This window comes from Flavobacterium sp. GSP27, assembly GCF_003970395.1.
Lineage (GTDB): Bacteria > Bacteroidota > Bacteroidia > Flavobacteriales > Flavobacteriaceae > Flavobacterium.
Genome location: NZ_RYDP01000014.1, coordinates 68,080 through 93,166 on the forward strand (window position 1 = coordinate 68,080; position 25,087 = coordinate 93,166).

The window sequence follows — 25,087 nt, forward strand, 5'->3', positions numbered from 1 at the left end:
TTTCATTTAATGTAGATTAGGTTATAGTTACAAATTTATAGATACTAATTCGTCTGGCTATAGGTGTTTTTACGTGGTTTTATTTAAATTAGATTGGTGCATTCATTTTAAAGTTAAATTATTCTCATTTGAACGGCTTCCTTTCTATCTTTGAAATATAAAAAGGCAATACAATGATGTACAAGCGATTTATATATATTCTGATTTTTCTACTATCAATTTCCGCAAAAGCTTCTTTTATTTTGTTGCCAATGGATGAAACCACGCAACAAAATCACTTGAAGGCGTATGGAATTACGTTTTGGTGTTTGGAAAAAAATCACAAAGTCAGCTGGCTACTCAACTACCGTGGCGGTTCTTTTTTAGTGCCTGATGCGCAGGAAATACGCAAAGAGTGCCAGATTAGAGGAGTGAGTTTTGAAATAATCTCTGATGAGGAAGAAGTGATACTCTTAAATGAAATCTCCAGTCCGTCCCAGAATATGGAATCCGTTATTTTAGAGAAAGCACCAAAGATTGCAGTGTATACACCAAAAGGGAAACAACCGTGGGATGATGCAGTGACGCTGGTCTTGACCTATGCTGAAATTCCTTTTACAGCTATATATGATCAGGAAGTGTTGGGAGACCAATTGTTGCTTTATGACTGGTTGCACTTGCATCACGAAGATTTTACCGGGCAATACGGTAAGTTTTACGGAGCGTATAAAAATGTACCTTGGTATATTGAACAAAAGAAAGAAGCTGAAATACTGGCGACAAAATTAGGGTTTTCAAAAGTATCTGACGAAAAGGGAGCTGTGGCTAAAAAGATTAGGGACTTTGTAATAGGAGGTGGGTTTATGTTTGCAATGTGCTCCGCAACAGATAGTTTTGATATTGCTCTTGCAGCGGATGGAGTAGATATTTGCGAAGCTATGTTTGATGGGGATGTGAGTGAAGGCAATTACCAATCGAAGATGAATTATAGTAATTCTTTTGCTTTCAAAGATTTTATCTTAGAGCGAAGACCTGAACAATATGAGTTCTCTGATATTGATATGACCTCTAAACGAAGAATTCCTATGGAAAAAGATTATTTTACCTTAATGGAATTTTCGGCAAAATGGGATCCTATTCCCACTATGTTGTGTCAAAATCACACACAACTTGTCAAAGGATTTATGGGACAAACAACATCATTTGATGCGGTACTTGTAAAATCGAATGTTTTAGTCATGGGGACAGGTGAACTTAATGGCGAAGCCCGTTACATTCATGGGCAGAAGGGGAAAGGGATGTTCACTTTTTATGGGGGTCATGATCCGGAGGATTTTCAGCATCAGGTAGGCAATCCCCCTACAGTTTTGGACTTGCATGCAAATTCACCCGGATACCGTTTGATTTTGAACAATGTGTTGTTCCCTGCAGCTAAAAAGAAAAAATTAAAGACATAGAATAAAAAAACCAATCAGTACCGATTGGTTTTTTTAGCCCTGATGGTATTGGTATACCACGCTTTTTAGCGTGGATAAAACGAACAGCAGGAATAGCTCCAAATAATTTAAAATCAAAAAAAAAGCCACCTGTTACGGTAGCTTTTGTGATGTAAAAGATAAATGATTAAACGCTTCCATCTTCATTTTCCTTGTCTAAATATTCCTGAACAATATCAATTGCATTAGTCACAACATCACTTAATGCGGTGTGGATATCAATTCAAAGAAAATTCAAACCAAATAGGAACGTGATCGGATATTTTTCGAGCTTCTTTTTGTGTGCTAAAATTTTTATAAAAAGGAATAATACCGGAATTTAGAAGTGTAGTTTTAGAAGTTTTGTAATACATATTATCAAATTCAGAAGCGAGACAAATCTCTTTTTTGCATTCTTGTTTCAACGAGGTTTTTTGGTTTACTAAAATAGATTGAAATCCCATTTTTTTCAACGAATTGAAAACCGAATGTGATTGCGGACAGTTGAAGTCTCCTGCAAAAATTAAATTCAAGGTGGGATATTCATCAGGTAAAAATTTGAAATATTTAATCTCGGTTTCGGGTTGCATTTTTTTAGTAATAGCATGAAAATTCACCAGCGTGAATTGTTTGTTTTCATATTGAAAAGTGCAATAATAAGGCTCTCTCTCAATCTCTAGATGGTGTTTTTTTTCGAGCCAAGCTTTTCCTATTTTCTTTACTTTGCTCGTTTTCCAAATGAAGGCATATCTTTCGGTTTTATAGGCACTGCTGCTGGTGGGGTCACTGATCACATACTCCCATTTAGCTCCTTTTCGGTTGAGTTCATCTGTTAATCGTGCTACTGCCTGTGCGCCTCCATATCCGGCAACCACTTCCTGAATGGCAATTATGTCGTAATCTTTCAGCGTTTTTGCAATATAAGTAATGGTTTCTTCGGATTTCGATTTTCCAAAATTGGCTATGTTCCAGGAAAGGATTTTGGTTTGAGCGAAAGCAAAAGTGGCTAGGAAGAGGAACAGTAAGGAAAATAGGGGTTTCATTTAATTAGGAGAATATTAGTATCACTTTTTACGGATAGAATTAGAGTAGCTCAAACGTATGATAATTAAATGGAATTTGAGGAATTTTTCGAGTCTTATGGATTGTTTAATATTGTTTTCTGATGTATTTTATTTTGGTTATATCGACAAAGGAGAAATTTCATTACTTAGACTTGTTATAGGATTCTCCTTTTTTGAAATAATAATAATTGTATGTACTAGAGGCAGTATGGTACAAATAACGGGTAGTCTTGAAAGATAATTACAATTTTAATATTTGATTTTTTTTGAGATTCATATAATTTTTTTTAAAGTTTGGTATAAACAATCAAATGATCATAGTTAGGAACTAAAGCTAATTCTTGTTGTTATTTATTTTATAGTTGTAAATCCCTTTTTGGACTTCATTGATACTGTTGATAGTCTCCAGTTTTAATTTTGCCAATATTTTTTCTTCTATAATTTCACCATTTTTCAAACGGATTTTTATGCTATAGCTTTTGTGTTCATTCATTTTTAAAAAAATAAATACAATCAGAAAAAAAGTAATCAGTAAGATTAGGTCTATTTGCAGGTATAAATAGGAAAGAAAACCCAAGGATAGTAATGCCCAAATAATTATAAATGTATAAACCGGCCTCATTTTATTTACTTTAACGTGAGTCTTGTCTAACTCAGAAAATAATATTTTTTTGTGTTTTATAAGTCAATATTATTCCGTTTTCAGTTACCGTTATTTTTCTGAAATTGTTATTAAAAATCATTTGTTTAATTATAATTAAATATTCTTGTCAACTTTTAGAATTTATGGTGCAACAGGTACTTTAATGACTTAGGTTTAAAGGTCATATTACAGGATTTATTTCGTATTGTAAATACTTTTACAAAGCAAATCACTTCCCTTCATAAGCCCCAACAGTTTCCAATAATTCCTTTTCAAATTGATAAATGTCATCAATTGACTGAATGTGATGTTTTATTTCGATTTTGTTTTCATTGAAAAGGCCAAGATATTTTTTAGTTCCGTTGAGATGCAACCTGCATAAAGGTTTGCGGTTGTTGTCATCAAGTAAAATCCCAAAGTAGGATTGAGTATCCCGAGGAACGATTCTGTTTACAGGAATTTTACGCCTTAGAATAGCCACGACAATTCGGTAGGCTTCCAGTTCTTCGTCACTGGTAACCACTTTGCTCGCTTCTTCAATGGGTTCCGTTTTTTCTTCCTGTTGTTTTATTGTTTCTTTATTTAGTGCGGCATTCAAGCGGTCATTAATTTTTTCGTTGATAAATTGATTAAATGCTTTTTGAACTAACATTTTGAATTCTTCCATCACTTTTTCCGTAAGTCTTCCAGCATATACTTTATTAGCAAAGAGTTTTATAAAATCATTCGAGGGATTTTCCAGTTCGTCATTAATCTCTTTTTTGATTTCTTTGGTATATTTTAAAGCACTCGCATTGTTTAGAATGTGATCTACATTAAAACTTGATTTATGGAATTTAGCAATTTCAATGATCGAATTTTCTTTGAGATTGATGATGTCAAACTCCAGAAAAGGCTTCTGGTCCATTTTGTTTTTCTCGTCTAAATCGGTATAAAATTGATATTGAATGCCATTAGTTAAGAGTGCAAAACGAGTTTTTGTGACATGAAAATAGCGAAATAGTTGTGAGCTGTGCACTGAAAGGTTTTCTTTCCAGCTTTTGCATTCAACAATTAGGATGGGTTCACCGCTCTGGAAAATAGCATAGTCTACCTTTTCTCCTTTTTTTAATCCAATATCGGCAGTGAATTCAGGGACTACCTCCAGCGGATTGAAGGCATCATAGCCAAGCATGTTGATAAATGGGAGTACAAATGCGTGTTTGGTTGATTCTTCGGTTTCGATTTTGTCTTTTAACTGAATGATTTTATCCGCTAGGGATTTTAGTTGAATGGTTAATTCCATAGTATTTTGTTGCTAATTGGTTTCAAAATTACTTCCGTAAAAGATAACTTCTTTACGGTTTTCCTCATTTGGATTGTTTTTTCCGAATTTTATACGCTATATCAATAATCCGCCGATACTCAGTACAACTATTTGTATTGAAAACAACAGGATGTATTTCATAATTATAATTTTTTCCATTGATTCTTTTTTTTACGTTCCGATGTGTAAATAACTTTACCTTTTCGTTGTCTTGAAGAGCTTTTTAGCTTTTCTTGAGGTATAGCAATCCCAATTGGACTTTGTATTGGATTTGCAAGAGGTATTTGATTTTTTCTTTTTAACGAATCAGTTTGCGTATTTGTTTTTTTGTCTATAGCTGTATCCGTTTGTTTTGGTACTATTAACACATCGTCATCATATTTTCGATGTATTTGGTTGTGAAGTATTTGTCGGTGTTGAGGTTGTTTTTTTGGTTCTGATTTGCAAGATGTTAGGATGCAAAATGACAGTATAAAAAAGATGGGTTTTTTTATTTGGTTTTTGAACTCCCGATAGTTGTCCTTTGTCAAGATCCTTCCTTCGGAATATCGAGCGAATACTAAATTGGTTATTGTAAACTGGAGCATTTGTTTCATTTGATTTTTTATAAACCAAATCTAGCAACTTTTGAAATCTATTTTTTACGGGAAACCGTAAAGACATCATTTTTATTAAAATCAGGCTATGATTTGCCAATACAATGGTCAAAAAAAGAAGTGAATTTAAGCTAATATCGCATACCTATCTTTGGTACAACCGTAAAAAAAATATCAATTCTACCGCTATGTTTTAGGATTTAATCACCGTGTCAAAAATCTTTGGAGCGCTGTAAATGACCTTAGCAATTGATTGTTTTTGATGCTTTTAAATTGCAGTAATAACGTTATTGGAATATTTTTTTTAGTTTTTAATAGTCTGAAATGCGAATTAGACTAATCCTAAATCTTTAGTGATGGCTATAAGATGTACGTTATTGTTTGCTTTGAAATATATTTTAAGCCTATTGATGCGTTTTTCAAGACTACTGGTGCCACTAGGAATAATTCCGGAATTTTTAAATTCCGAAGCAATATCCTCCAGGGTTAATCCATTGGATAAAGATTTTAAAAGTAAAATATCATAGGCTTCAATTTCAAAAAGGGATTTGTTTCTTAAAGCATGGCGTACTTCCTCAGATGGATGAAGGTTCTTATTATTATAAATATTTTGTATCGTTTTCTTGAGTTCCGGAATACTGTCTCTTCCTTTTGATACATAGGCATTTATTCCTAAATTAGTATACAGTGATTTTATTCTAAAGGATTTGTCTTCTATCGAAAACACAATGGTTTTAAGTTCAGGCTGTTCTTTTTTTACGGCTTCAATGAGTTCCTCACCAGAGGATAATCGATCCTGACGGTGATCGGGTTTAAATGATAAATCACTAATCAACAAGTCATAGGGAACTTTGTCATGAAGGGCTCTTTTTATTTTTAGGAAAGCTTCATCACAGTATTTGGCATGGTGAATTTCTAAAATAGAAAGCTCTCTTAGTGCTTGAATTATTGCGATGCTTATAGTGTCTAAATCTTCGGCAACTAAAACTTTATGGAACATATGGACTAGATTATATTGGAAAAATAAAACGGACTCTAAACCCTTTGTTGGATTTACTGTCAAAATTAAGGGTTCCTTTTATGGCATGAATACGGTTTTCCACATTTTGAAGTCCATTTGTTGAAGTTAATTCTTCAAGCGTGGCTCCAATACCATTATCAGTGTAATCGACTTGTAATTTATTTTTATTTTTTTTGAAAGTTAATACAACTAAACTGCATTGGCTGTGCTTTTTCATGTTGACCAGTAACTCTTGTACCACTCGGTAAAGCGTTATTTTTTTAGTACTGTTTATAGCGTTCCACTGAATTGTATCCATTCCATTGGTTAATATATTGATTTCATTTGTTTGAAAACCGGACATCATTTCTTTTAAACTAGTTTCAAACAGTGCTCCTGCTTCAATAGTGCTGTTTTCTCTGGAAATGTTTCGTGTCCGGGAATAAATAGTGTCTAGGCTGGTTAGTAAAACTTCTTTATTTTGTGCGGTGGATAAATCTTGTGTTTCTGCAAATGCCATGGTTTGATACACATCGTTAGCTAGTTCATCATGTAGTTTTTTTGAAATTCGAATTTCAGTGGTATATGAAATTTTCACCTTTTCTCTTCGGTTTTTAGCCATAAGAAAATTTGCTGCGGAAATGCTTATTATTAAGGTGAATACGATAACAAAGGATAAAATTAGATTTCTATTTTTTTGCTTTTCTAATAAAAGTGCATTTTCTATTTTTTGTGTTTTTAGTTCTAAATTTTCATCTTTATCTTTTTTAGAATCATATTTTATTTTTGCAAATTGATTTTTTGCTTTTTGTCGGGCTTTATTGATGCTGTCATTGATGTGGAGGTGAAGAATGGAAAATTTTTTTGTTTCCTTCCCAACGCTATTTCGTATTAATAATGCGATTGCTTTCAATCGGTCATCAACATTGTTAATTTTTGTTGCTTTTTCGTAAGCTAATTGTGCATATTTATAAGATAATCCAGGATTGGATTTTTTATAGAACTCAGCAATATTAAGATAACTGGTTGTAATTCCAAAGTCATCTTTTATTTTTTTTCTAATGATTAAAGCGGTATTCAGATAGTGAAGACTTCTTGAATCACCCATTTTGAAATAGCAATAGCCCAAATTATCAAGAACCCTGGCATTATTTTCCTCATCGTTTGAAATGTTTGTATGGAGAGTTAATGGCAACAGAAGCTGCAGTGCGCTTTTGTAATCATTTTTGCCTATATACGCTACGGCAATATTATTTGTAAGGATTGTTTTTTGTGATTCATCCGGGATTTGATTGAGTGCTTTATTATAGTAGAGTATTGCATTGTCATAGTCATAAAGTCGCTCATAATTAATACCTAATATATTGTATACAGCACATTTGTAGTAGCGATTTGTTGTTTTTTGGAATAAGGAAATAGCCTCAGTAGCCGTGGTTTCACTACTCAAATAATCCCCTTGTATTTGCTGAATTACAGCCATTTTTAATAAGGAATAAATTATTTTTCTAGTATCCGTTCCTTCATTACAAGCTAATTTGGATTCGTTGTAGTAATAAAAAGCACTATCATAAACTTGGTTTTCAAAATGTTTTTCTGCACGTAAAAAATGCTGTTGGTAGTGCGGGTTGCTTTTGATTTGTGTTGCAATGTTACTTTCTTTTTTGCAAGATATAAATCCTGTAAATAAAAGGATGAGTGAAATTAAAAACGGGGAATTCAACTTTTTAAGTTTCATTCCCCGAAAATACATAAATTAATTTTAGATATGGATTTAATTCTATATTTGTATTGTTATTTTGGAGGAGGAATTTTAGTTTGTCCATTCGCACCTCCTCCTGTATCATCTGCGGATACTTGTTGTTTGTTATCTGGAGTGGTTTGTACTTCGTCATTGGTACAGGAAACCATTGCAATTCCGGCAATGATTAAACACGATACTAGTAGTATTCTTTTCATTTTTTTTTGAATTAAAATTAAATATGGGTTGGTCAGTCCGATTTCGAAATCGAATTGTTATCAGGATTATCCTACCATAAAAGATTTGCTTTTTGGGGAAGTAAGTGTGCTGAAAACAGAATAGGACCATCTATACTTCCCGAATAGACCGACCAGGCTGTTTTGTAGCACTTTTTTTAAGAACTAGTTTTGTACATTTGTCTTGATTGCAATTCAAGACAGCAAAGAATTCTTAAGCAAAGGAATGAGGATAGTGCAGTTTGTTCTCAAAGGAATTCCGGTAATTCCGGTAATTCTGATAGTTTCCGACTAATGCTTATAAATACCAAAATAGGAGTATGAATAAAATTACTTTTGAGGAGTATAAACGTGCCATTAAAGTAGAATATCAAGTATCTAAAATGGATGAAGTGTCGGGAATATTATTAAATCCAACCCCTGCACAATTGCGGAATCTATGCTTGATGAAATTGGGTAATGGCCTGTCCAATGCAGATGAAAATGTATTTAAAATGTTTTTTGATGCTAAAGCGGAGGATACTTTGAGACGGGTAATTGAAAATTTTGATCTCGGAAAATTTAAACCCATTATATCCTTTCTAAAAGGACAGAAAGATTCTGATACTGCGGCTAGAATAGAATTAGCAGCCATTTTGGTAGATTTTATTCCAAGGCCTTATAATACGTATTTACTCCATGGTAAGAGTAGCGAAAGAGATGCTCAAGAAAGTGTTAAAGCGTTTCAAAAAAAGAGAATGACCGATGTTGGTATTCAATTAGTGGACCCTACTAATAATGTTCTAGCAGGAATCTCTCAATATGCGCATTGGAGAAAATCAGGAATTATTCTTGCTATTTTGATGGTATTATTTTTTATGGGATATACTGTAAAAGGAGTTTTTTTTGCAAAGAAGGACTGTATGAAATGGGAGGGGAATTATTATGTAGCAGTAGATTGCTTGAATGACTATGGACAGTTTGGAATTAGTAGTTCCATTGATGAGGAGGTAATGAAATTAAAGAAAGTAGATTGTAGTAGTACGTTGCAATTCTTTAATAAAGAGACACCTATCGTGTGGTATTGTAAGCGTGATGGAGTGATAGAACTTTTCAATATGTCAGGATTTCACCCAGTAACGGGAAAACCACTAAAGCCTATTACCAAGTACATTATCAAAAAGTATAATTTAATGCAATGATGGTGTAGAAGCAGTTAAGCTGAACAGTATGTAAACAAAAAAACCCAATCTTTCGGATTGGGTTTTTTATATAAGTAAGTAATCTAAATTGAGTTATAAAACGTTTATTTTACTTTATTAAGTACAGCTTTGAAAGCTTCTGGGTGATTCATTGCTAAATCAGCAAGCACTTTACGGTTCAATTCGATTCCGTTAGCTTTTACTTTACCCATGAATTGTGAATAAGACATTCCTTCCAATCTAGCTCCAGCGTTGATACGTTGAATCCATAATGCACGGAAATTTCTTTTGTTCACTTTTCTGTCACGGTAAGCGTAGCACATTGCTTTCTCTACCGCATTCTTAGCAACTGTCCAAACGTTTTTACGTCTACCAAAGAAACCTTTGGCTTGCTTCATTATTTTTTTTCTTCTTGCTCTTTTAGCAACTGAATTTACCGATCTTGGCATAATTTTTATTGTTTTTTGTAGCAGGCGGCTTGAATTAAATCAAAAGCGCTTAATGGCCGTACTCCAAGGTTATTTTAAATTGTTTTAACCTAAAGACTATTTAGTCAAAAGTTTTAAAGTCGAATGTCCAAAGGCTTTAAGACCTTTGACTTTGCAACTTTAAGACTTATTAAATAATTCTTAATTGTTGTTTGATGCTTTTCATATCTGTTTTGTGAACTAGCGCAGAGTGAGTCAATGCTAATTTACGTTTTTTAGACTTTTTAGTCAAAATGTGACTTTTAAAAGCATGCTTTCTTTTAATCTTTCCAGAACCAGTAACTTTAAAACGTTTCTTGGCGCTAGATTTGGTTTTCATTTTAGGCATTTTTTCCTAGTGTTTTAATTTATTCGTACTTACTTATTTTTTCCTCTCCCCAGCCCTTACCAAAGGGGAGGGTGACGAGAAGTTATATTTGTTTCTCCTTTTTTTTTGTTCCCTTCCTTCGGAAGGGTTAGGGGAGGATATTACTTTTTCTTTTTAGGAGCGATGAACATGATCATTCTCTTTCCTTCCAGAACAGGCATGGCTTCTACTTTTCCAAATTCTTCAAGATCTGTTGCCAATCTCAACAATAAGATTTGACCTTGGTCCTTGTATATGATTGAACGCCCTTTGAAGAAAACGAATGCTTTCAATTTGGCTCCTTCTTTCAAGAATTTTTCTGCATTCTTTCTCTTAAACTCATAATCATGCTCATCGGTCTGTGGGCCAAAACGGATTTCTTTCACAACAACTTGTGTAGATTTCGCTTTTAGGATCTTATCACGTTTCTTTTGTTCGTAAACAAATTTCTTGTAATCCATGATTTTGCACACCGGTGGTTCTGCATTTGGAGAAATCTCAACAAGATCCAATTCAAATTGATCCGCTAATCTTAGAGCTTCCGAAAGTTTAAAAACTCCTGGCTCAATGTTCTCTCCTACAAGTCTTACTTCTTGTACACCACGAATAAGACTGTTTATTCTGTGTGCATCTTTTTTTTCTACGCGAGGTTGGTAACCTCTGTTGCTTCTTATTGCTATGACTTTATAATTTAAGTTAAACTGTAAATACTTTTAATGTTTTATTGATCTCTTCATTTACAATAGCAACAAATTCGTCTATTGTAACGCTGATATTTCCCTTTCCTTCTTGTCCGTGACGACGGATAGAGATGGTTCCGTTTCTCTCTTCTTCCTCGCCTACGATCAACATAAACGGGGTTTTTTGCATTTCGGCATCTCTGATTTTCTTCCCGATTGTCTCGTTTCTATTATCTATGAGGGCGCGAATTTCGTGATTTTCTAGCAAATCTAAAACTTTTTTCGCATATATTTCATATTTCTCGCTCAAAGACAATATTATAGCTTGTTCCGGCATTAACCAAAGAGGGAAATTTCCTGCAGTATGTTCTAATAAAATAGCAATAAAGCGTTCCATTGATCCAAAAGGAGCTCTGTGAATCATCACCGGTCTGTGTAATTCATTGTCAGATCCTTTGTAGGTCAAATCAAAACGTTCCGGCAGGTTATAATCTACTTGAATGGTTCCTAATTGCCATTGTCTTCCCAAAGCATCTTTTACCATGAAATCCAATTTTGGACCATAGAAAGCGGCTTCACCATATTCAACGACGGTGTTCAGCCCTTTATCTGCAGCAGCATTAATAATCGCATTTTCTGCTTTTTCCCAATTTTCATCACTACCAATATACTTATCTCTGTTTTCTTTGTCTCTCAAAGAAATCTGAGCGGTAAAGTTTTCGAATCCTAATGAACCAAATACATACAATACCAAGTCAATTACTTTCTTGAATTCTTCATCCAGTTGTTCCGGTGTACAAAAAATATGGGCGTCATCCTGTGTAAATCCTCTTACACGGGTTAATCCGTGCAATTCACCACTTTGTTCGTATCTGTAAACGGTTCCAAATTCAGCATAACGTTTTGGTAAATCTTTGTAGGACCATGGTCTTACATTATAAATTTCGCAGTGATGGGGACAGTTCATCGGTTTCAATAAAAACTCTTCACCTTCAGCAGGAGTGCTTATAGGTTGAAAACTATCAGCACCATACTTAGCATAATGTCCTGAAGTGACATACAATTCCTTCTGACCTATATGTGGCGTAATTACTTGCTCATAACCCGCTTTCTTCTGTGCTTTTTTTAAAAACTGTTCTAAACGATCTCTCAATGCAGCTCCTTTTGGCAACCATAACGGTAAGCCTGCTCCAACTTTTTGTGAAAAAGCAAATAACTCTAATTCCTTTCCTAGTTTTCTATGGTCGCGACGCTTTGCCTCTTCTAGTAATAAAAGGTATTCCGTAAGATCCTTTTGTTTAGGAAACGAAGTTCCGTAAACCCGGGTCAACTGTTTGTTTTTTTCATCACCGCGCCAGTAGGCACCGGCAACACTCATTATTTTCATCGCTTTGATGATTCCAGTATTTGGAATATGACCACCGCGGCATAAGTCAGTAAACGTATCATGATCGCAAAACGTAATCGTTCCGTCCTCAAGATTGGTTATCATTTCTGTTTTATAAACGTTGTCTTTGTATAATTCTAAAGCGGCTTTTTTAGATACAGGACGTAGCTTGAATTCATGTTTTCCTCTTGCTATTTCAAGAACACGATCCTCAATTTTCTTAAAATCCGCGTCCGTTATTTTTTGATCTTCAAAATCCACATCATAATAAAATCCATTAGATATTGCTGGTCCGAGCGTTAATTTGATTCCTGGGTACATTTCCTCCAGAACCTGTGCCATAACATGCGAAGTAGAGTGCCAGAATGCTTTTTTTCCGCCCTCGTCATTCCAGGTATACAAGATAAGACTGCCGTCTGTCGTCAAAGGAGTTGTGGTTTCAATAGTTGTACCATCAAAAGAAGCCGAAATCACATTTCTGGCAAATCCTTCACTAATGCTTTTAGCAACATCCATCGGTGTTACCCCTGAAGCAAACTCTTTAACTGACCCGTCGGGCAAAGTAATCTTAATCATTGTTTATTATTTTAAGAATGCAAATATAGCGCATTGCAGAAATACACACAATATATAAGTAAGGTTTGTTGCTATATGGGTGTAAATACAAAATCATAACGGATTATAAACAAATGAAAAGCAATCATTTATTTTGGGGAGTTGTCTGCTTTTTTAGTTCGTTTCGTTCGTTTTCTACTATACTATTGCACGCTTTTCTTTCGTAAAACAAAGGAAAAGCCTTTTCACATTTATCAAAACTCAATTACACGATTAGTTTTCTGACGGACTTTAAAAAAAAATAAGATCCTGATCTTGCGGAATAAAATCCAATTTTGAAAATGTTTAATTTGACTCTTTACCATTTACTTCTCACCCTTCACTTTGTCAATTCACATTTTAAAACGTTGTATCTTTGATTCTTTAGCACCTTTAAAAAATATTTCAATAAAAATGAACATCCCAAACTCACCTTTACCCAGAATAGTTATTATAGGCGGTGGCTTTGCCGGAATTGCGTTAGCTAAAAAACTCAAAAATAAAAAAGTCCAGGTTGTCCTTTTAGATAAACACAATTACCATACTTTCCAACCACTGCTGTATCAAGTTGCTACAGGCGGTCTTGAAGCTGGTTCTATTGCTTATCCCATTCGAAAAGTCATTCAGGAATACGATGATGTTTATTTTAGACTCACCAATGTTCAGGAAATTGATGCCGAAAACAAAAAAATTATTGCTGAAATTGGAGTATTAAGCTATGATTATCTCGTGATTGCCACGGGTTCCAAAACGAATTATTTTGGCAATAAGGAAATTGAGCGCAACAGTATGGCCATGAAAACCATACCGCAATCACTCAATATTCGAAGCCTGATTCTTGAAAATTTCGAACAAGCCGTTTTAACCACAGATGCAGCCGAACAAAACAGTCTCATCAATTTTGTCCTGGTTGGGGGAGGACCAACAGGAGTAGAGCTATCAGGTGCTTTAGCTGAAATGAAAAAAGCCATTCTCCAAAAAGATTATCCGGATCTTGATATTGCTAAAATGGAAATCAATCTCATTCAAAGTGGGGATAGAATACTGAATACTATGAGCGAAGAATCCTCTTTAGCTGCCGAAAAATTTCTGGTCAGTTTAGGCGTAAAAATCTGGAAAAACGTACGTGTTACTAATTATGATGGACGTACTATAACGACAAATTCCAATTTAACGTTTGAAACTGCCACTCTGATTTGGACAGCAGGCGTTCAAGGTGCGGTTGTTGCTGGACTGGATGCAGCAGCACTAGTTGAAAAAGCAGAACGTATACGGGTCAATGAATTCAATCAAGTGATTGGTTATGATACTATTTTTGCAGTGGGTGATATTGCTTCCATGGAATCCGAAACCTATCCGCAAGGACATCCCATGATGGCGCAACCTGCGATGCAGCAAGGGAAATTATTGGGCGAAAACTTAATAAAATTAATTGAAAATAAACCCATGGAAGCTTTTGAATATAATGATAAAGGTTCTATGGCAACCATAGGAAGGAATAAAGCGGTAGTCGATTTGCCGGGATACCATTTCAGCGGTGTTTTTGCCTGGTTTGTCTGGATGTTTGTCCACTTGTTTTCACTGATTGGTTTCAAAAATAAAGCCGTCGTATTCCTGAATTGGGTCTACAACTACATTCGTTTTGATCGGGAAGGCCGTTTGATTATCAGACCCTACAAAAAGAAAAGTTTTACGACATTTACCAGCGATGAAGTATAGAAAATCATGAATTTTAAAGTCTTATTTATAACTCATAACTTCTTTCCTTGTAATAATTTACCATCAAATTTATAAATTTACTATAGCCCTCGATGCCGTCTTTTTGCTGGTTTGCTTTCAGGAATTGATCATAAAAAGCATGGAATCCTTTGTCGATAATCGTGTCGTATTGCTTCCAGAAATGCTCACTTTCTTTGTAGTTTTTGATAATACCGGGATGAACAGTGTTTAATAATTGTTTAAAAACCACCTCGTCTCGGGCCTTCCAGTTGCTTAAACAATATCGCAAAGCCATGCTGTACCCTGAATATTGAATATACAAATCATCATTTTTGACCGAAGCTAAATACCCAATAAAATTGCATTCACTTTCGCTTGCAAAGCCTATTTGGTGTGCCATTTCATGATTAGTAGTCATGGGGAAACTGTACATTGGACCTAGGTAATTAACCTGTGCTTCATTGGTAAACGGATTCAAATAGCCTCCAAAGCCCATGTAGGTCAAGGGCAAACTAATTAACGATTTTTTAGTACTTAGGTTTGAATAGGCGAAGTAAGGATGTTCCGCTTCCAGGTTTTTATATCCATTCATACTCATTTCAAAAACCTGTTCTTGAGAGTACGGGAATACCACTTTCAAGCTGTCATTTTTTGTGAGTTGGTTTTGAACGGCATTGGTTTTGGCAATTATTTTTTTGGTGAAAGCCAATAAATCAGCATCTGAATAGTCTTTTTGAATTTCCATTTTTTCAAAAAGCGGTTCACGGTAATAATTCAGTGCCCAAAGTACATGAAACAAAAAGTAAAAAACCGAAACAAAGCTCAATATACTCAAAAGGGTGTCTTTCCAATTGGATTTCCATGTTTTTCGTTTGTTCCAAAGCCATTTGAAAACAAATAAAATAACTATGAAATAGAGACAATCGCCTATGGAAAATGGAATTTCTCCCAGAATGGTTCTCGAGAACAACGAAAGTATCGGGTAGAGACCATTGCTATACCATTCTTCTACCTGTTCCGGATAGAAGGAAATAATTTGTAAAAGCAGTATTTGGATAAATAGAAAGGAGGAAAGGAAATATTTTGTTTTCAATGGTTGAATTTTGGAAATGTAAATATAATTACAATATCAATTACTACCGTAAGGAATTTAAACTTTGTAACTTTGGGACTTGTAAATGTTAAACCTCAAACACAAATAAATGAGTCAAGAAATAAGAAGTCTGGAACCAAAAGCACTTTGGAACAAGTTTGCCGATTTGAATGCCGTGCCTCGTCCTTCTAAAAAGGAAGATCGTGTGATTGCGTTCATAAAAAAATTTGGCGAAAGCCTTGGATTAGAGACTTTTGAAGATGAAATTCGAAACGTAATTATCCGAAAACCGGCAACTGCTGGTATGGAAAACCGAAAAGCTATCGTACTTCAAGGACATTTGGATATGGTGCACCAAAAAAATGCTGATACTGTTTTTGATTTTGATACCCAAGGAATCGATATGTATGTAGATGGAGATTGGGTTCGTGCTCGAGGAACAACGCTTGGTGCTGATAACGGTCTTGGAGTTGCTGCGATTATGGCAATTTTAGAAAGTACTGATATTCCGCATCCTGCAATAGAAGCTTTGTTTACTATTGACGAAGAAACAGGAATGACAGGAGCACTGAACTTAAAAGGAGGTATTCTGCAAGGTCAAATTCTTTTAAATATGGATACGGAAGAAGATGATGAAATAGATATTGGTTGTGCAGGAGGAATTGATGTGACGGCCACTGCAGAGTATGATGAAGAGGCCACTCCCGAAGGTTCTGTGGGGTATACAATTACTGTAAAAGGCCTGAAAGGCGGCCACTCCGGAATGGATATTCATAAAGGGTTAGGTAATGCCAATAAAATTATGAACCGATTGTTATTTGATGGTTTTGATAATTTTGGTTTGCAAATCTCCGAAATAAAAGGAGGAAGTTTACGCAATGCAATTCCGCGTGAAAGTCAAACTAAAGTAATTATTGCCGAGGTATATGATGAAGCTTTTGTTTTTGACATGCAGCAAATTGTAAACGAAATCAAAACGGAACTTAAAACGACAGAGCCAAATTTAGAAGTTGTTTTTGAAAAAATGGAGGCAGCTCCTGCTAGAGTAATGCCTACAATTGCTCAGTTTTATTTTGTACGATCTATGTATACGGCGCACAACGGAGTGTACAGCATGAGTGCTGATTTTGCAGATTTAGTAGAAACATCGAATAATATTGCCAAAGTAATTGTAGGTGATGGACAACTTTCAGTACAATGTTTAACACGTTCTTCTGTTGAAACGGCTAAATTTGATTTGGCCAATGCGCTGCGTTCCGCTTTTGAACTAATGGGTTGTGAAGTAGAATTTTCAGGTGCGTATCCTGGTTGGACACCAAATTCAGAATCTGAAATTTTGGATGTTTTGGTGCCAATCTACGAAAAACAAAACGGTGAAAAACCAAAAGTAGTGGCGTGTCACGCAGGATTAGAATGTGGAATTCTAGGGACAAATTATCCGGATATGGATATGATTTCCTTTGGGCCAACCATTCACGGAGCGCATTCCCCTGATGAAAGAGCTAGTATTTCTTCTTCTCAGAAATTTTGGAAATTTGTTTTGGAAATTTTAGCTACTATTCCAGTCAAATAAAACAAAGTGTTCAGTAATCAGTTTTTAGTATTCAGTCTATTTGTAACTGAATACTAAAAACTGCTCACTGCTCACTAATAATTAGTCTCTTTTGGGAGTGTTTTTCTTGTCTCTTTTTTCTTCTTTCTTTTCTTTAGCCGTTTTTAAAGGCTCTTTCTTTGCGGTTTTCTTCGCGTCTTGACTTTTTGCCATAATAGGAGTATTTAGGTTTTGTTTTTAATTCTTGATGTAGGTAAATGTATATAATATTTTTGATTTGTTTGAAATATTACTTTAAAAAAGCCCCAATTTCTTTAAGAATTGAGGAATGATTTAATTTATGGAAATGGCAAAATTTCAATATAAGAGTATGTTTTATTTTATCTTTAAAACTTTATATTCTTCATAACAGCCACTGATGGCATCCATGATTTGTAGGTCGTTTGCTGTTTTTATAAACGATTCAGAGTAGTTGCAGCGTTGCAAAATTTCAGGAATTTCATTTTTGTCAATACCTAAAAGTACCGCAATAGTTTCTCTGTCGAATTTTGATTCCAAAAGATTTCGAACGGTATCATCCTTTTTTAATTCTTTTAGTTTCTTGAGTTCTTTGGGGTTGTTACCAAAGAAATTATAAAGCATATCTGCTGGATTAAAGATGGAGCCCAATACTCTTCCAAATGCATTTGGGGAATATTCACCTGCCTCGTATCCTTGTGTTAATCCGGAAATACTGTAGCGGTAATTTTCACTGATAGGAATGATTTTAGTATCTACTTCAAGATATCCGGTTAGATTAAAAGGTCTTATAACTATTTCTTCAAGAGCAATTGCTTTTTCTGTTAGCTGTATTTTGGTGCTTTTATTTTTTATCCAGTCATTAGTAACTCGTACACGAAGCGATTGGAATCCGAGACTGGTAATGTGAAGTGTGTCATTTAGTTGTACATCGATTTCAAAATGGCCTCTTGAATCGGTTGTCGCTCCTCTGACTTTATTAATATTAATGATGTTTACACTAGATAATGGTTCTCTAGTTGTGTTACTGATGATGACACCATCAACTTTCTGGGAAGGTTTCTTAACTTGCGCAAAAGCAGGTACAGATAGTACTAAAAAAAAGAAAACTACAAAATATTTCATAAACTGATTTAAGACTTTAAAAGTAATAAAACAGGATTAAATATTTTGTAGTTTCAGTATATAATTATAAGAATATTAACAATGAATGTTAGTCTCTTCTTGGTCTTCTTGGTCTTGGTGTGTCACCAAAGCTTTCAGAACGTCTTGGTGCTCTGTCAGAACCTTCTGTTCGAGGTCTGTCAGATGAAAAACCGCCTTCTCTTCTTGCTCCGAAACCACCTTCTCTAGGAGCAGAATTTCTGTCGCTTCTAAATCCACCAGAACCTTCTCTTCTTGGAGCAAAACTACCTTCTCTTCTTGGAGCTGAACTTCTTTCGCCACCAGAACGACCTCCGCCAAAACTTCCGCCAGAACTTCTTCCGTTATGATCACGTCTTCCGCCACCATCGTTTTTAGAAATTTCAACATTGATTCTACGTCCTTCTAATTGAACATTGTTCAATACTTCCATTACTTTATCGGTATGTTCCGGATCTGTGTTAAAGAAAGAGAATCCTTCTTTTACATCTACTTTGAAAACGTCATCACGACCTAAGTCTAATGTTTCTTTCAGGTAATCTTTCAATGACATCCAGTCAAAGTTATCTCTAGAACCTATGTTCACAAAATATCGTGTTGCGCCACCATTGTTGTTTTCTCTCGGAGCACCATCTCTATCGTCGCGCTCACGTCTTTCAGAACCTGAAGCTTGATTAGAAATATCTCTAGTTTTCTTGTAATAATTGATAAAACGGTTAAATTCAACCGAAACCATTTTCTTGATTAATTCCTCTTTCGATAAATCTTCAAGAACGCTGTTAATTGCAGGAAGATAGTTGTCAATTTCGTGATCAACTTCTACATCTTTAATTTTATTAGCTAAGTGTAATAATTGGATTTCGCAGATTTCAATTCCAGAAGGAATCGTTTTTTCTTCGAATTTTTGTTTGATGATTCTTTCAATTGAAGAAATCTTGCGCAATTCGCTTTTAGTTACGATTACGATAGAAGTTCCTAATTTACCAGCACGGCCAGTACGACCTGAACGGTGATTGTAAGTTTCAATTTCGTCTGGTAATTGGTAATTTACTACGTGAGTAATGTTATCAACATCAATTCCACGTGCAGCAACATCAGTAGCGACAAGCATTTGGATTTGTCTTCCTCTAAAAGATTTCATTACACCATCACGTTGCGCTTGAGATAAATCTCCGTGCAATGCAGCAGCACTGTATCCGTCTTCAACTAATTTTTCAGCAACAGCTTGCGTATCTCTTTTGGTACGACAAAATACTACTGAGAAAATATCTGGATTAGCATCGGCTAAACGTTTCAAAGCTTCGTAACGATCACGAGCATTTACAAGGTAAAATTCGTGAGAAACTGTAGCAGAACCTGAATTTTTAGCTCCAACTGTAATTTCAATTGGGTCTTTCATGAATTGTTTTCCAATTCGTGCTACTTCGGCAGGCATTGTAGCTGAAAACAACCAAGTGCTTTTTTCGTCTGGCGTAGTAGAAAGGATGTTTACGATATCTTCGTAAAAACCCATGTTCAACATTTCGTCAGCTTCGTCAAGAATACAATAGTTGATTTGAGAGATGTTTACCAAACCTCTATTAATCATATCTTGCATTCTTCCTGGAGTTGCTACAATAATTTGCGCGCCTCTCTTTATGTCTCTCGCTTGATCTGTAATGCTAGCTCCACCGTAAACTGCTACCACATTAATACCTTTTTCGTATTTAGAGTAGTTTTTAATTTCGTTGGTAATCTGCAAACAAAGTTCGCGTGTTGGAGATAAAATTAATGCTTGAGTATTTCTGTTGTTGGCATCAATTTTCTGAATAACTGGAAATCCAAATGCTGCCGTTTTCCCTGTCCCTGTCTGAGCCAACGCAACCATATCTGTGTCTTTTTCCAATAATAGGGGAATCGCTTTCTCCTGTACTTCGGTCGGATTTTCAAATCCTAGATCTAAAATCGCCTTCAGTAACGATTCACTCAATCCTAATTGTTCAAATTTATTCATATGTATTTTTAAAATAGGGTGCAAAATTACTGTTTATAATTCATATAAACTAATGCTATTTTAAGATTTTACAATTTATTATAATTTGATTATCAGAATGTTATCGTTTTGTTTGAAAATTAATCGTTTTGATTTGGTGTATTTAGTGTGAAATTTTTATTTGGAATTCAAGTTTTTGTTATAAAAATAGTACAATTGAATCGTTTATTTATTCGTCTTTAGAAAATGAATCAGTTTTTGTGTTGCTTTTCCTCTATGGCTTATTTTGTTTTTTATATCTAATGATAATTCGGCAAAAGTTTCCTGATAGCCATCAGGTTGAAAGATCGGATCGTAACCAAAACCTTGATTACCAGTTTTCTTTAAGGTTATTTCACCACCAGCAATTCCGGTAAACAGATATTGTTTCCCGTTTAGATTTAGTGCTATAACTGTTTTGAATTGTGCTTTTCTATCCTCTTTATCCAAAAGGGCATCTAATAATTTAGTCATATTATCATTTGCATTGCGTTGCTCGCCTGCATATCTGGCAGAATAAACGCCGGGTGCTCCATTTAAGGAATGGACTTCGAGTCCAGTATCGTCTGCAAAACAATCGCATCCATATTTTTCAGTGATGTAATTTGCTTTCTGAATGGCATTGCCTTCAATCGTATCGCTTGTTTCCGGTATGTCTTCAAGACAACCGATACTTTCTAAACTTACAATGGTTATGGTTTTAGGAAGCATGCTTTGTAATTCGAAAATTTTATTTTTATTGCTGGAAGCGAAAACGAGTTGCATTTTTTTAGTTTAGGTTGTCAAATATACATTTTTTAAAAACAGTGTTGTCCGGTAAAATTATTTAGATAGAATTTGAAGTTTTTTATTGGACTGCAAATGAATTAATAAATGAGACAATCCGTTCCTTGTGGGTTTGCACAAGGGATAGCAGTGGAAATCCTTTTATATTTTGTCAGGGTTTTTAATCCTGACAAGATATAAAAGATTGTAACGAATAGCCCGACCACGCTGTAACGCTAGTGAAAGCGTGGATGTGCCCAAATACAAACTTTATTTTTTATCTACCATAGGTCTTTCGGCGCGGTTTGCCAGTTCCCAGGCGGTTACAAATGCAAACTGGGCTCTTTTAGTCAAGGCATCATATTCAATTTTGTCCGGACTATCAGTAGGTTTGTGGTAATCAGCATGGACGCCATTAAAAAAGAAAACAGAAGGCACACCGTTTTTGGCAAAATTATAATGGTCAGAACGTTCGTAAAAATGATTTGGATCTTTTGGGTCATTGAATTTGTAATCCAAAACAAGATTGGTGTATTTAGCATTTGCAAAGGTACAAATGTTATCCAGATCAGTTGATAATCGATTGGCACCAATGACGTATACGTAATTATTGCTGCTGGCGTGGGCATCATCGCGACGGCCTATCATGTCAATATTGATATTAGTTATTGTATTGGCTAATGGGAATAGAGGATTTTCAGAATAATATCGGGAGCCATGTAGACCATGTTCTTCGCCGGTAACATGGAGAAATAGGATGGAGCGTTTTGGACCATGACCTGCTTTTTTAGCTATTTGGAATGCTTGTGCAATTTCTAACAAAGCAACAGTTCCGGAACCATCATCATCAGCGCCGTTATAAATTTCTCCGTTTTTTGTCCCTACGTGGTCGTAATGGGCAGAAATGACCAAGACCTCATTTGGTTTTTCAGAACCCTCAATATAGGCCCAAATGTTTTCAGAATCCGGTAAGTTTTCATTGCGTTTTGCATTTAGGAAGGCGGCAGGAATTTTTTGGTAATAGTCGGAAGCGCCTGTAGGAAAGGGAACCGCATTTTTATTATATTGATCAATGAGGTACATCCCCGCTTTTTTTTGTCCGGCAGATCCTGTTTCACGGCCTTCCATTTCGTCTGAAGCAACAATATAAAGGTGCGTTTTAAGTTCGTCAGCTGTTATTGTATTCATGTATTTTGTAGGATCAACACGAGCAACGCTAGATTCTTGAGAAGCACAGCTGATGGTTAGAAGAATCATGAAGGATAATAAAGAGAATTTTTTCATTTTTTTTTAATGTAGGTTAATAAAGGTTTATAGGGCAAAAGGAATACTATAATAAGGACTAGAATAAAGTTAATAAAAAATAACAGGCTGCTTTTAGGAAAGAAATCAATCGAGTTTCTTCATAAGAACGGCTGTTTTAAATGTTCTAGTTTGCTAAATGTTATTGGCTGGTTTTTTTTACTATTATATTTTTTCAAAATAACGAATAGGATTTGCCATTCCTCTAATTTTAGGCACTATTTTATTCATATATATCAAGAATTTCTTTTGAAATAATTTCTGAACCTTCAAATCCCCATCTTTTTGTGCCTCTATATTCAATATCTTGAACCCATTTTTCAGGTTTAAATATTGCTCTTATTACACCTTTATATTCGGCTAAAACAAGCTCTGAATTTTCTGCTCTGTTTTGTCTAATACCCACCAACCTCTAGTTGCTTCGTAAATATTGGGTCTGTCATAAACTGGATTTTCACTTTTCTTTTTTCGTTTATTATCGTATGTTTTATTTATATTAATTACTAAAACTGTATGTTCAATATTTTCTTTTTTTAATTCTTCACAATTGTAAAGTATTTCACATTCATTAACAGTTTTAATTCCTTGGTTAATGAATTATGTCTAGCGACGATATTTGAAATTTTAGCAATTTCTGCAAAATCCCTAAAGGTCAAAAAATCAATTAAAACAGATTTAACTATTAGAGCTTCATTTTCTTCTAATCCGTGTCTAATTATAAAGTGTTTTACTTTTAAATTTTCTATTTTAATTACTCTGATAATTTCTAATTTTTCAGTTTCGCTTGGATTAAATATTGCTTCATTAATATGAGAAAAAACACGATTTCCATAACCTTTTCCAAAATAGAATATTTTGTTATCTCTTGGGTCAATTAGAATATAAACATAAGATTTTAATTCTTCTTGTGTCTTTTGTGAAAATTGTTCAGTCATAATTCGTTATTTTTCTCCGATTTTAGGTATACTTGACACATAACGTCAATTCTCCTGAAGGATCGGGATAAAAACCTCTAAACGAACTGTGTTTTGTTAATCATTGAGTAAATATATGTTATTTAAACTACAATTAAAATTCGTTCTGGTAAAAGTCGCTTATGATTATTAAAATAAAACAGTCCGTAAAAAGGGTTGAAAATTGCTCTTAACATCACAAAACATAAAGTGATCCTTTTAGGAAATGGCAATGAATACTAACAAATCCGGCAGGATTCATGGTATTTGCTAAGCAACCTTTTGGCGGTTCAAGTCAGGTGGTGGAATATTCGGGGAGATACACCCATAAAATCGCCATCAGCAATCACATGTACAGTTTAAACCGGAATAGGGTGTTCAGTTTGCCCCGGAATATCCAGTGGAAGAGGAATTGCACCGCTCAACTTTTGGTTGGTTAAAAGTTAAGCGAATACAATAGGCATCTGTTTTCATCGCTAAAATTCTAGTATTTGTTTACTAATTCAAAATATTAGAAAAGGAAAATATTACAGCGCAAATTTTTAGCACGAAAGGACATACTGCAATTCCGTCAACAATTTTTTTGTAACCCACTCATTAAAATCCTTAATTATTCTTTTTTTAGCTGAGGGAATATATTAATTATCTAATTACAAAGGTGGGTTTTTTTATTCATAAGTTTTTATTAATGTTTGTAATAATATGCATTAAATAAATTTATGTTGTTTAAATGGATTACTTCTATTCTGTTTAAAGCAAATAAATCTCAGAGCATGGTAAAACTGGATATGCAAACTAATAACCGATTTACAAAAAGGACATCTCAGTTTTATTCTTAATGAAAAAAAACTCAAAAGCAAATTCATATTAGTGAAACTGAAAACGAAATACTAAAACACCTGGCTTTTAATAAAATCAAAAGATCAATATGCCGGTGATAGTGACATTTTGCTACAAGACAAATCCGTAATTTCTAACGTGACCCTATAAAAGGTAGAAAACTAAAGGCGTTAAGCTATTATTTGAGCGTTCCTCCATATATAAAAAGAGGAATTACTATAGCGTGTAGTAGTCTCTTTTTATATAAGGAGTCGGGCTATCCGCTACAAGTCCTCATAAAGTTGCGTTACGCTCCACTTTCTTGCGGGCTTTTCACTACTATCCCTAACGCGTGCTTTCTTAGTTTAGAACTTTTAGTTGTTTTGATGTATATAATGATACCTTATATATAGGATATAAAAGCAATAGTACAATTTAACACACTATCCCATCTATATAGCACAAAACCATTAGTTGGATTAATTTTAGACTTCAATAATGGAGGTAAAGCACCCTATGAATTAGAAAAGCGAAACGAAGAGCGGGTAAAAGAGCAGCTATAGCTGTATTTCGAAATATTTGGCAAAGAAAGAAAAGGAATCGAAGTGTTAGTATTGCAGTTGGAATAGTCGTTTTAGAGAAAGAATGGGTATACTTTGGAGGCGGGTAGGGTTATAAAGAAAAAACTTTGATCTTCAAAAAACGTGATATCAGCTAGTTAAAGAAAAAGTTAAGAAAAGGTCAAAAAAAAGGGATTAAAAAGCTTGTAAAAGCGAATAAAGGGTGTAGTTTTGCACCCGCAAACAAGTTTACCGAACATTAATTAGAATATAATTATAGAGAGGTAATGGTTTAGAAGTTCTTTAAAATACTGGCAAGTTACTTAGATCAAAAGGAAAATTTATTTTCAAAAAAAGATTCGATAAAGCTTGTGAGAATAGAAAACGGATGTTACCTTTGCACCCCGCAAAACGCGCAATGTTCCTTGACAGATTGATA

22 protein-coding genes and 1 pseudogene are annotated in these 25,087 nt (G+C 34.6%); 5 read left to right on the forward strand and 18 right to left on the reverse strand.

Annotated features, from left to right (window positions below; genetic code table 11):
• Window positions 1-176 precede the first annotated feature (176 nt).
• A complete protein-coding gene (locus tag EKM05_RS12145; protein ID WP_126555674.1) occupies window positions 177-1,436 on the forward strand; it encodes an asparagine synthetase B in 1,260 nt (419 codons plus the stop codon).
• Window positions 1,437-1,693: 257 nt separating this feature from the next.
• Here EKM05_RS12145 and EKM05_RS12150 read toward each other — a convergent pair whose 3' ends face one another.
• The 7 genes from EKM05_RS12150 to EKM05_RS14435 all read right to left on the reverse strand — a co-directional run bounded on the left by EKM05_RS12150 (window position 1,694) and on the right by EKM05_RS14435 (window position 8,019).
• On the reverse strand, window positions 1,694-2,497 hold the full coding sequence (locus tag EKM05_RS12150) for an endonuclease/exonuclease/phosphatase family protein (protein WP_126555641.1): 804 nt from the start codon (window positions 2,495-2,497) through the stop codon (window positions 1,694-1,696).
• A 355-nt stretch (window positions 2,498-2,852) separates the two neighbouring features.
• Window positions 2,853-3,011 (reverse strand): hypothetical protein, encoded by a 159-nt coding sequence (locus EKM05_RS14430; RefSeq protein ID WP_156063251.1) that lies wholly within the window; start codon window positions 3,009-3,011, stop codon window positions 2,853-2,855.
• A 379-nt stretch (window positions 3,012-3,390) separates the two neighbouring features.
• Entirely contained in the window at window positions 3,391-4,446 is a 1,056-nt protein-coding gene (locus tag EKM05_RS12155) for a type I restriction endonuclease (protein WP_126460933.1), read from the reverse strand.
• A gap of 164 nt (window positions 4,447-4,610) precedes the next feature.
• Window positions 4,611-4,835, reverse strand: a complete 225-nt coding sequence (locus EKM05_RS12160) for a hypothetical protein (protein WP_126555644.1) — start codon at window positions 4,833-4,835, stop codon at window positions 4,611-4,613.
• Window positions 4,836-5,394: 559 nt separating this feature from the next.
• Window positions 5,395-6,063, reverse strand: coding sequence for a response regulator transcription factor (locus EKM05_RS12165; protein WP_126460926.1), 669 nt, complete (start codon window positions 6,061-6,063; stop codon window positions 5,395-5,397).
• A gap of 10 nt (window positions 6,064-6,073) precedes the next feature.
• Window positions 6,074-7,798 (reverse strand): tetratricopeptide repeat protein, encoded by a 1,725-nt coding sequence (locus EKM05_RS12170; RefSeq protein WP_158615152.1) that lies wholly within the window; start codon window positions 7,796-7,798, stop codon window positions 6,074-6,076.
• 56 nt (window positions 7,799-7,854) lie between these two features.
• Window positions 7,855-8,019, reverse strand: a complete 165-nt coding sequence (locus EKM05_RS14435) for a hypothetical protein (protein ID WP_156063249.1) — start codon at window positions 8,017-8,019, stop codon at window positions 7,855-7,857.
• A gap of 338 nt (window positions 8,020-8,357) precedes the next feature.
• On the opposite strand from EKM05_RS14435, the gene EKM05_RS12175 reads away from it, so the two are divergent.
• Window positions 8,358-9,218, forward strand: a complete 861-nt coding sequence (locus EKM05_RS12175; protein ID WP_126555650.1) for a hypothetical protein — start codon at window positions 8,358-8,360, stop codon at window positions 9,216-9,218.
• Window positions 9,219-9,322: 104 nt separating this feature from the next.
• Here the strand turns inward: EKM05_RS12175 and rplT are convergent, their stop codons facing one another.
• The 4 genes from rplT to thrS all read right to left on the reverse strand — a co-directional run bounded on the left by rplT (window position 9,323) and on the right by thrS (window position 12,695).
• Window positions 9,323-9,667, reverse strand: a complete 345-nt coding sequence (rplT, locus tag EKM05_RS12180; protein ID WP_035633036.1) for a 50S ribosomal protein L20 — start codon at window positions 9,665-9,667, stop codon at window positions 9,323-9,325.
• 169 nt (window positions 9,668-9,836) lie between these two features.
• On the reverse strand, window positions 9,837-10,034 hold the full coding sequence (gene rpmI / locus EKM05_RS12185) for a 50S ribosomal protein L35 (protein ID WP_022827375.1): 198 nt from the start codon (window positions 10,032-10,034) through the stop codon (window positions 9,837-9,839).
• A gap of 140 nt (window positions 10,035-10,174) precedes the next feature.
• A complete protein-coding gene (infC, locus tag EKM05_RS12190) occupies window positions 10,175-10,732 on the reverse strand; it encodes a translation initiation factor IF-3 (protein ID WP_370273076.1) in 558 nt (185 codons plus the stop codon).
• A 16-nt stretch (window positions 10,733-10,748) separates the two neighbouring features.
• A complete protein-coding gene (gene thrS, locus EKM05_RS12195; protein WP_126460917.1) occupies window positions 10,749-12,695 on the reverse strand; it encodes a threonine--tRNA ligase in 1,947 nt (648 codons plus the stop codon).
• 432 nt (window positions 12,696-13,127) lie between these two features.
• Here thrS and EKM05_RS12200 point away from each other — a divergent pair, with 432 nt between their 5' ends.
• Entirely contained in the window at window positions 13,128-14,432 is a 1,305-nt protein-coding gene (locus EKM05_RS12200) for an NAD(P)/FAD-dependent oxidoreductase (RefSeq protein ID WP_126555653.1), read from the forward strand.
• 25 nt (window positions 14,433-14,457) lie between these two features.
• Here the strand turns inward: EKM05_RS12200 and EKM05_RS12205 are convergent, their stop codons facing one another.
• A complete protein-coding gene (locus EKM05_RS12205; protein ID WP_126555656.1) occupies window positions 14,458-15,525 on the reverse strand; it encodes a DUF3810 domain-containing protein in 1,068 nt (355 codons plus the stop codon).
• 109 nt (window positions 15,526-15,634) lie between these two features.
• On the opposite strand from EKM05_RS12205, the gene EKM05_RS12210 reads away from it, so the two are divergent.
• Complete coding sequence (locus EKM05_RS12210; RefSeq protein WP_126555659.1) at window positions 15,635-17,098, forward strand: aminoacyl-histidine dipeptidase; 1,464 nt, start codon at window positions 15,635-15,637, stop codon at window positions 17,096-17,098.
• Between the two features lie 354 nt (window positions 17,099-17,452).
• On the opposite strand, the gene EKM05_RS12220 is transcribed toward EKM05_RS12210, so the two are convergent.
• From EKM05_RS12220 to EKM05_RS14690, 6 genes are all read right to left on the reverse strand, one after another.
• Entirely contained in the window at window positions 17,453-18,220 is a 768-nt protein-coding gene (locus tag EKM05_RS12220) for a carboxypeptidase-like regulatory domain-containing protein (protein WP_126460905.1), read from the reverse strand.
• Between the two features lie 88 nt (window positions 18,221-18,308).
• The gene (locus EKM05_RS12225; protein ID WP_126460901.1) at window positions 18,309-20,231 is read right to left on the reverse strand and encodes a DEAD/DEAH box helicase; all 1,923 of its coding nucleotides are present in this window, start codon (window positions 20,229-20,231) and stop codon (window positions 18,309-18,311) included.
• 204 nt (window positions 20,232-20,435) lie between these two features.
• Complete coding sequence (locus EKM05_RS12230) at window positions 20,436-21,014, reverse strand: non-canonical purine NTP diphosphatase (protein WP_126555663.1); 579 nt, start codon at window positions 21,012-21,014, stop codon at window positions 20,436-20,438.
• A gap of 270 nt (window positions 21,015-21,284) precedes the next feature.
• Window positions 21,285-22,298 carry a M28 family metallopeptidase gene (locus tag EKM05_RS12235; RefSeq protein ID WP_126460895.1) on the reverse strand — a complete coding sequence of 338 codons (1,014 nt, stop codon included), beginning with the start codon at window positions 22,296-22,298 and terminating at the stop codon, window positions 21,285-21,287.
• Between the two features lie 241 nt (window positions 22,299-22,539).
• Window positions 22,540-22,722, reverse strand: coding sequence for a hypothetical protein (locus EKM05_RS14685; protein WP_233590906.1), 183 nt, complete (start codon window positions 22,720-22,722; stop codon window positions 22,540-22,542).
• 127 nt (window positions 22,723-22,849) lie between these two features.
• Window positions 22,850-23,251: a GIY-YIG nuclease family protein gene (locus EKM05_RS14690; RefSeq protein WP_233590907.1), complete on the reverse strand. Its 402-nt coding sequence runs from the start codon at window positions 23,249-23,251 to the stop codon at window positions 22,850-22,852.
• Window positions 23,252-23,526: 275 nt separating this feature from the next.
• On the opposite strand from EKM05_RS14690, the pseudogene EKM05_RS12245 reads away from it, so the two are divergent.
• A pseudogene (locus EKM05_RS12245) lies at window positions 23,527-23,616 on the forward strand (transposase); the annotation flags it as partial.
• Window positions 23,617-25,087: the final 1,471 nt, after the last annotated feature.